10 protein-coding genes are annotated in these 8,185 nt (G+C 34.1%); 3 read left to right on the top strand and 7 right to left on the bottom strand.

Features of this window, described 5'->3' with window-relative positions:
- Nucleotides 1–270 precede the first annotated feature (270 nt).
- Nucleotides 271–1,839: an ATP-binding cassette domain-containing protein gene (locus G0028_RS20940; RefSeq protein WP_180046950.1), complete on the top strand. Its 1,569-nt coding sequence runs from the start codon at nucleotides 271–273 to the stop codon at nucleotides 1,837–1,839.
- 214 nt (nucleotides 1,840–2,053) lie between these two features.
- On the opposite strand, the gene G0028_RS20935 is transcribed toward G0028_RS20940, so the two are convergent.
- From G0028_RS20935 to mobQ, 3 genes are all read right to left on the bottom strand, one after another.
- Nucleotides 2,054–2,341, bottom strand: a complete 288-nt coding sequence (locus tag G0028_RS20935; RefSeq protein ID WP_004870774.1) for a hypothetical protein — start codon at nucleotides 2,339–2,341, stop codon at nucleotides 2,054–2,056.
- Nucleotides 2,338–3,279: a replication initiation protein gene (locus tag G0028_RS20930; protein ID WP_020846814.1), complete on the bottom strand. Its 942-nt coding sequence runs from the start codon at nucleotides 3,277–3,279 to the stop codon at nucleotides 2,338–2,340. The genes G0028_RS20935 and G0028_RS20930 overlap by 4 nt, the downstream gene beginning before the upstream one ends.
- Nucleotides 3,280–3,990: 711 nt before the next feature.
- Nucleotides 3,991–5,643: a MobQ family relaxase gene (mobQ, locus tag G0028_RS20925; RefSeq protein ID WP_004870770.1), complete on the bottom strand. Its 1,653-nt coding sequence runs from the start codon at nucleotides 5,641–5,643 to the stop codon at nucleotides 3,991–3,993.
- 211 nt (nucleotides 5,644–5,854) lie between these two features.
- Between mobQ and G0028_RS20920 the strand changes: the two genes are divergently transcribed.
- Nucleotides 5,855–6,157 carry a hypothetical protein gene (locus tag G0028_RS20920; RefSeq protein WP_000110201.1) on the top strand — a complete coding sequence of 101 codons (303 nt, stop codon included), beginning with the start codon at nucleotides 5,855–5,857 and terminating at the stop codon, nucleotides 6,155–6,157.
- A gap of 61 nt (nucleotides 6,158–6,218) precedes the next feature.
- Here the strand turns inward: G0028_RS20920 and G0028_RS20915 are convergent, their stop codons facing one another.
- Entirely contained in the window at nucleotides 6,219–6,482 is a 264-nt protein-coding gene (locus G0028_RS20915; protein WP_000184943.1) for a Txe/YoeB family addiction module toxin, read from the bottom strand.
- The gene (locus G0028_RS20910; RefSeq protein ID WP_000557944.1) at nucleotides 6,469–6,732 is read right to left on the bottom strand and encodes a type II toxin-antitoxin system Phd/YefM family antitoxin; all 264 of its coding nucleotides are present in this window, start codon (nucleotides 6,730–6,732) and stop codon (nucleotides 6,469–6,471) included. Before G0028_RS20910 ends, G0028_RS20915 begins: the two co-directional genes overlap by 14 nt.
- Before the next feature lie 393 nt (nucleotides 6,733–7,125).
- Between G0028_RS20910 and G0028_RS20905 the strand changes: the two genes are divergently transcribed.
- Entirely contained in the window at nucleotides 7,126–7,455 is a 330-nt protein-coding gene (locus G0028_RS20905) for a four-helix bundle copper-binding protein (protein ID WP_000610966.1), read from the top strand.
- Between the two features lie 128 nt (nucleotides 7,456–7,583).
- Here G0028_RS20905 and G0028_RS20900 read toward each other — a convergent pair whose 3' ends face one another.
- Both G0028_RS20900 and G0028_RS20895 read right to left on the bottom strand, forming a co-directional pair.
- A complete protein-coding gene (locus G0028_RS20900; RefSeq protein WP_000221358.1) occupies nucleotides 7,584–7,877 on the bottom strand; it encodes a type II toxin-antitoxin system RelE family toxin in 294 nt (97 codons plus the stop codon).
- On the bottom strand, nucleotides 7,867–8,112 hold the full coding sequence (locus tag G0028_RS20895; RefSeq protein WP_000246756.1) for a type II toxin-antitoxin system RelB/DinJ family antitoxin: 246 nt from the start codon (nucleotides 8,110–8,112) through the stop codon (nucleotides 7,867–7,869). The genes G0028_RS20900 and G0028_RS20895 overlap by 11 nt, the downstream gene beginning before the upstream one ends.
- Between the last annotated feature and the right edge of the window lie 73 nt (nucleotides 8,113–8,185).

The raw sequence follows: 8,185 nt of genomic DNA, 5'->3' as shown, positions 1-8,185 counted from the left end.
GCCATTATGTTAAATAACTTTTAGAAGCTTTAGTACAAGCTTGACAGATTGTCTTATCATTATAAAATAACCTTATTCAAATCATCCTCCCAAGAGTAACGCCAATGAAGTAAGTCATTTTCTCATCATTATTTTTAAACTTTTGATGTGCAAAATAGATTCTACTTGTGGCTATATATTCTTGGTCTCTACTTTATATCCTAAATAATATATTGTTTTTTATAAGTTAATCTTCACTATTTTGCATATCCTCTACATGAGGAATTTTTTATGCAACATGCATGTATTGCTTCAAACTTAAATTTAGAATTTTCTACACAGAAAATGTTTGATCAGCTAAACATTACGCTTTTATCAGGACAGGTTTCTGCATTATTTGGACGTAATGGTTTAGGTAAATCCCTATTGTTCAGAATATTAGATCAAAGCCAAGCTTTAGATATTCATTATAGTGGTCAAGTTTCATGGAATATCCAACATGATTATTTGGCACAATTAGAACGCCTTAATGCTGAAAATATTGCACAAGCATTAGAGGTAGATCATTTACATCATGCTTTTCGGCGTATAGAGAACAATACAGCTAGTTTTGATGATTATGAGTTAGTTGAAAATACCTGGGATTTACCACAAAAATGGCAAAATATACTTGAAAATGCTGACTTACCTACGGATTTGAACTTTCCAACAGAAAAACTGAGTGAAGGACAAAAAACAAAGCTGGCTTTATGTCGTTTGTTTTTAAAAAAGGATCACTATCTACTTTTAGATGAACCAAGCAACCATTTAGACTCAACATCTAGACAATGGTTAATTGAGAGTATTTTGGCACACCCTAGTGGTGTATGCCTGATTAGTCATGATCGCCAATTACTCAATCAAGTCCAACATATTTATGCTTTAACTGAATTAGGCTTACAACACTACAAAGGTAATTATGAGCATTACATTCAACAGCATCAGCTACACATGGATGCATTAACTCAGTCTATTAATAATGAGAAAAAAGAATTAAAGCAGTTAAAACAACGGCAACATGATAGCTTAATGAAAGCGAATAAACGTCAATCTAAAGGCAATGAACTTCGTGATTCTAATTCTCAAGCAAAGATTTTTCTAGATTTCAAAAAGGAAAATGCTGGACAAAGCTTAGGTAAGCTACGTGCCCAACAAACTCGACAAACTGATGATTTGAAAAATAGTCTGATTAATAGGCAGACCATTGTAGAAAAAATCAAAGCTCAGAAGTTTGAATTCCACTTACAGAGTACGAAGCAAGGAGAGATTTTAAGAATTCATGATTTAAAGCTACCCCATACAGCAACAAATAAAATTAATTTTGCATTGAAAGCTGGCGAAAAAATCCATCTTAAAGGTGCTAATGGAATTGGTAAATCAACCTTATTGAAATTGATTTCTACCCATCAACGTGATGATATTTTCTTTAGTGGAACATGTTTGTATTTAGATCAAAACTTTAGTTTATTAAATAATGATTTATCCGTAATCGAAAACCTTGCACTTTATAACTCCAATCTTACTGAAGTTGAGTGGAGAAATTTGTTAGGTCAGTTACGTATTCGTCGTGAAAAAGCTTTATTAAAACTATCAGAACTGAGTGGTGGTGAAAAATTGAAAGTCGCATTATTAGCAATGAGTCACTATCCTGATGGTATTGATTTATTATTGCTTGATGAACCAGAAAATCATTTAGATATTGAGTCTAGAGAGCTTCTATCGCAGGCTATTAGCCAATATCAGGGCGCTGTAATTTTAGTTTCACATGATCATTTTTTTGTTGAACAGTGTGAAATATCTGAAGAGTATTTAATTGAGTAAAATGACATTTTCAAATATATAGATTTATTAGTTCTACTAAAATTAACATAATACACCTTATACGAAATGCGTTATAATTATCCTTATAATTCAACGCTGTAGTTTCAATTTTCTAGCCCAGTCGTCAATGACTGGGCTTTTTTTATTACTTTTCACGTTCCACGCCTAGTCTTTAATCAATGTTCCACGATTTTGATTAAATAAACTGAATAATTCAATCTGCAGAATTTAAGCGATTATCTTGAATAAGATCACTCAACTTACCTTCAAGCGATTCGATTTTATATTTCAGAGACAAGATTGAATCTTTTAAACGTGAATTTTTAGGTGCATCCGGATTCTTTAATTGATTAAAAACCTCTAATAATTCGCTGTGATGAGTGCTTAACCTTTCAATGTCACTTTCAATAGCCATTCTTGGTGTCCACAGAGCAAGTAAACTTTGCTCATAATCTTTGAGTTCTTGATGACTCATTGCATCTAATTCAGCCTTAGTTCTCATGGTTTAAAATCCGTCTTGCTATGAAGAGCTTTAAAAATCCGTTTTGTTGTTTCCTCTCTTACACTTTTCGGATCTCGTAAGATGCCACTAATCCAGAGGGCAAATGTCGGGTAGTCTGGGAAATTACTGAGGTCTGATAGCTCAGAAAGTTTAGATAAAATAGTGCTGTACTTGTTAATTTGAGCATCAGATAAATTGCAGAACATATCTATAGTTCTTTGATCTCGCTGAGGCGCTATTAATTTTGGCTTAGGTTTTTCTTTCACTATAAATTTAAAGCCAACTACTGAACGCCCTTTTTTTACATTTTCATAAGTGAGTTCAATATCTGTATTAGTTGTAATCTCATTTAATGAAGGCTTCATTACTCGGTCTTTTAAATTACAGAGTTTGTCATAAGATTTGGGCAAACCCAGCTCATTTTTTATATGTTCTAAGGACATTTCAAATTGTCCCATTGCTTGATGCTTTTTAGCTAAATGATAAAGATCGAATGAGTAATCTTTTTTCAAACTTAGTACGATATCTTTTTTATATTTTGTATAAGGGTTTAATTTATCAAACTCTTTTAACATCAGTAGAACGATTTCAGGGAAACGTATAGCTATCCCTCCGTCTTCATAAGTGCAATCAATCACCCAATTCGACAGCACCTTTTTTCCTCTTTCATTGTTATAAGAGAAATTTCTTTTAAGTAGATTCTTGCTGGCTAGTTCTAACTGCGTATATGCGGAATGCGTTTTAATGCCACATTCTCTAGCAAACTCTTCTGCCGTAATCATAATTCGGTCTTTTTCAGTTGCATCAGTGGTTCTAGCAATTGGGCTAGCAAGTATTAACATTCGTTTTTCATCAATGTTCATACTCTTAAAGCATTCTTGAACATTGTTTTGCATAACAACCCAGCTCAGAGGATATGTTTTTTTATTTTCGTCCATATAACTACAACCCCAAAAAACTAACTAACTACATTGGTATTTATGTAGCTTAAACATACATTGTCGTTTATTTTTTGACTACTATTTTTGTAGTTTTTTAACAAAACTACAAACTTTTTCTTGTAGTTTAATGTCCGGTAAAAGTAGTTTCTATGTCCGGTAAAAGTAGTTTTTTAAGTCCATTTTGTCCGGCATTTGTAGTTTAATGTCCGGTAAAAGTAGTTTTTTAAAGTCTGAAAGCATTGCTAGGCGTGGTTTATAGGGGGGTCTAAAAGCTTTTAAAAGCTTTTTAAAAGAATAAAAGGGAATTTATTTCCAAAGTGAGTTATTAAAACTGCCCTTGGTACTCGCTAAAGCTCGTACTCTATTGAAGCTCGTTTCACTCGCTTCGTGGGGGGCAGTTTTTTGCATATATGATCAAGGATTCAAAAAGCAAAACATGAATAATGCATTCGCTATGCTCATGCTTTTTGACGAGCAAAAGCATCAATACTTCGCTCGTAGACACTCGCTAATCACTGTCCCCAGTAATTCAATAAAAAACGGTTTTTCAGAGGGGGAATAAGCAAACTTTCGTTGTGTCGCTCGTAGATACTCGCTAAAAGGCTCTCATTTGCGTTCTAAGCGATTTTATTTTTATCAACTATAGTTTTACTGTATTTCTATCAAAAGTCGCTAAAACCCCCGTTTTTTTGCGCTTAAATGGGATTTCTAAGGCGTGTAGTCATGGTTATTGTCATTTTCTGGCTTTTTAGGCTCATTTCTCTGCTGTTTTTCTTGTTCTTGGCGTCTTACAAATGCCAAATGTTCTTGTTGCTCTCGTTCTTGTGCATAGCGTTGTTCTTGTTGCTCTCGTTCTTTACGTAACTGCTGTTCTCTAGATTCACGATCTTTTCGGTCGTTTTCGAGCTGTATTGCTCTTTTTTGGGAAAACTCTTGCTGCGCTTCGGTCTCAATTTTTTTTGTAAAAGCCGCATGCAATTCTTGGATTTTTAGATCTTCCATTTCTTCTGCATATAGTCGCTTTTGTTTTTCACCATTTTGAGGACTAAAGTATTTATTTCCATAGTTATCTTCTTCAAATATATAACTATTTATGATCTCCAGTCTTTGATCGCGTACATACTCTTGATACTCAGTTTCTCTGCGTGATATTTCAGAAATTTGATGATCTATATTTGAAATTTGATCATTAAGTTTTCGTTGTTTAACAGTGATGTTCGGTTCGTCAAATTTTGCAAAAGACTTTTTAGGCTGGAGCAGCTGATTTTCTTCTGTCCATTTATTTAAATGATCAGAATATCTCTCTTTTTTTTCTATTTCACTAAGACCAGAAATATGCTTTTGGATGTCTAGTTGGGTGTTGTGTTGGTCGATCAGGTCATTTATTTGATTGATCCATTTTGTTTTAAAAAATAAAGGCTCTTTTTTGCGTAGTTCTGATATTGCAGAACTCATCGTGTCTAATTTTGTTGTTAATTTTGATAATTCTTCATTTTGGAATTCATAAAGTTTCTGAGAAGTTTTTTCTGAATACTCAGCTTGAGAGTATTGAAACTGAAGCTCACTTCGTACTTTTTGAACAAGATCCTCAGATACTTTGATGTTTTCATCCAGTGCGATGACCTTTTTGATTTTTAAATTACGTAGCTTAATTTCATCATTTTTCAGACTAATTTCTGTAAATATCCCTCGTCTCCGGAGGTATGTCGCTTGAGGACCTTCGTGCTGAGTTGCTTCTAGGTCACTTTCCTGGTCTTCATAACTTCTGTGATCGACACGTTCATCAAATCCATTTTGTTCCAGGTGATGATTGCATAACTCTGCAAATGATTCTCTCCAGTGGCTTACAGTTTCTGTGCCATTGTCACGACTGAAGTCCCTATATTTTTTTGCTGAAAAGCCACCCTGCTCATTAATACTTCGGGTTGTGAACATGATGTGTGCATGGTAGTTGCGTTCATCACTTCCACTGTCTGTATGAGGTGCATGAATAGCAGCATCAACGATGACACCGTATTTTTTAACGAGGTTTCGGCAAAGTTCATTGAGCATATTTTCACGCTGTTCAGCGTTTAACTCACTGGGAAATGCAATCTCAAACTCTCTTGCAAGTAATGCATCTTTTCTACGTTCAACCTTTTCGACTTCATTCCAAAGTGTTTGGCGCTTGAGTAACTCAGTATTTGTATTTTCAGGTGCATAGATTTTTGTAAATTCGACACCAGTTTTTCTTGTGTAGTCTTGTTCTTTTCCATAAAAATCGCATACCAATTTTTCACTTGAACGATATGCAGCACAAGCAACGGCCGATCGTCCATTACCTCTACTAATCGTTTTAACTGAAAAATGATATATCGCCATTTTGCTTTTGCTCTTTATTTCGATTTATCGAAATTACCAACATGTATATGTTGGTCAGGGGATTACAAAGGGGATTTACCCCTTGTCGCACCATTGGATGAAATCCAATGGCTAAGTGCGCCCTTCGGGAAAACCACGATAGCATGGGCTGTCTTGAATTTCAATTCAAACAGACCTATGCTTGAGGGGGATTCCTTGAGATGGTGATGGTATGAGTGTTGAAACTTTAGAGCAAAAAATTGCAAAGCAAGAAGAACGATTAAGACAACTAAAAGCACAAAAACAAGCTATTGCTGCTCGTGAAAAAAAGAAAAATTCTGATCGACAAAGAAAAGATGATACTAGACGTAAAATTCTACTGGGGGCTTGGGTTCTAAACAAACTGAAAAATGATGAATCTTTTAAGGGTCAACTAACCGATTTTGAAAAGTTTTTAAGCACGGAAAGTAAGACTGAAGAAAATAGGCAGAAAGATAAAGATCTTTTTAATGGCGTTATATGGAATAACACCTAAATTTCGCATATGAGATTTTGTATTAAATAAAAAAACAATCCCCTAAAAATAGGGGATCTTGTTAGTAATGGAATCGACATTGAATTATAGAGATTCGTTCATCTGTCACTTCATAAACTAATCTATGCTTTTCATCAATCCTACGACTCCAAAATCCTGAAAGATTAGCTTTTAAAGGTTCTGGTTTTCCTGTTCCTTCAAAAGGTGTTCGCTGACATTCTTTGATTAAGGTATTAATACGCTTAAGTATCTTTTTATCCTGTGTCTGCCAATAGATATATTCATCCCAGGCATTATCAGTCCATTCGACGTTACGATTCGTCATCCTCAATCAACTCTCTGTGTTTTGTTTTCCCTGCACGTAATTGAGCAATTGATTCATTTAAACGACTTGCATTATTTGGAGATGAAAGGAGATATAACGTTTCCATTAAGCTATCGTAATGATCTTGTCCCATTACTACAGCATGGCCACCTTCTTTTCTTGTAATAAAAGCAACGTCTACATCATCAATTACTTTATCTAAAACAGATTTTAAATTGTTACGTGCGTCCGTATATGTAAATACATGCATATATCTATCCCTCATAGGGTAAGCTGCGTCAAAACGCTGCTAGCTAGACTACCTAGGCGGTAGTGATTGAAACTTTACAATCCTAAATGTACAGAATCCTGTACATATTGTCAATTTCGTATAACCGCCATTATGTTAAATAGAGGGAAAATCTATTTTTAAAGTGATAAAATTATTGCAGTTATTTTAAGAATAGCTGCTTTTGATACTTGATCATCTAGCCTAATTAAAAACTGTTTTTTAATAATTTGGAATATAAATAAGATTTAGTTAAAATTAACATTATTCATATAAATTAACATTATGTATTACATTTACTAATAATTTAAAATAATTAGTAGAAAAAAATTATGTTTTAATTATTTCTTTGATTATATAAATTGAGAGTAAAAAATGATTAATACGGAATTTTCAGAGTGTATTTCTGCATGTACAAACTGTTCACTTATTTGTACTGAATGTGCAACTTCTTGTTTAAAAGAAAAAGATTTAGAGATGATGCGTGAATGTATTCAACGTTGTCTAGAATGTGCAGATATTTGTCAGTTATGTGTGCGTATGCAACAACATAACTCACCTTTCCTCAAAGAGATTTGTGAGCTTTGTGCTAAGATCTGTGAATATTGTGCGGAAGAGTGTGAAAAACATTCACATGATTATTGTAAAAAATGTGCTGAGGCTTGCCGTCAGTGTGCAGAAGAATGTCGAAAAATTGCCATGTAAAATACTTCAATAATGTTAATTATATGGCTCTAGACTAACATAATCATTCTGCTAGTCTAGAGCCTTTCCTAAAATTAACATAATACACCTTATACGAAGGCAAAAATGGGAGCTATAAGCTCCCATTTTTAGTCTTTAATTCGCTTTTTCGCTTCGTCATAAACTATGCTATCAGCTCGTTTTCCGACGGTAATGAGCAGGATAACTACCTGATCATCTTTAACTTGATAGACAAGTCGGACACCAGCTTTTAATAATTTGATTTTATAGCAACCTGCAAGATCGCCTCTAAGCATATTCTTTGGAATATGTGGCTGCTCTATGACTTTGGCTAGTTTCTTTTTAAATTGATCTCGTATAGCAACAGGGAGTTTTTCCCATTCTGCTGTAAAGTCCTTGTGACGTAAAAGCTTATAAGTCATCTAATGTGACTTCCTCAAACATCTCTTTAGGATCATTAATGCGCTTACGGACAAGAGCTAATAATTCTTCATCTTCTTCCGAAAGCAAAGCTTTTTTGACAGGCAGTTTCCCAGTCGTAGCAACATACTCAAGAATACTAGTGAAGAAATCAGTAGGTGCAATACCTTGCTCTTTAAGGATGGAATAAGATTTTTCTTTAAGGGCTTCATCGACCCTGAAGTTAACAGTAGCCATCATATTTCCCAAGTATTTAATGTATTAGGAATAGTGTAATGCAAATTGCATTACAAGTCGACTTCGCATAATC

The sequence above is a fragment of the Acinetobacter piscicola genome (assembly GCF_015218165.1).
Lineage (GTDB): Bacteria > Pseudomonadota > Gammaproteobacteria > Pseudomonadales > Moraxellaceae > Acinetobacter > Acinetobacter piscicola_A.
This window is presented reverse-complemented; position numbering and strand designations above follow the sequence as displayed.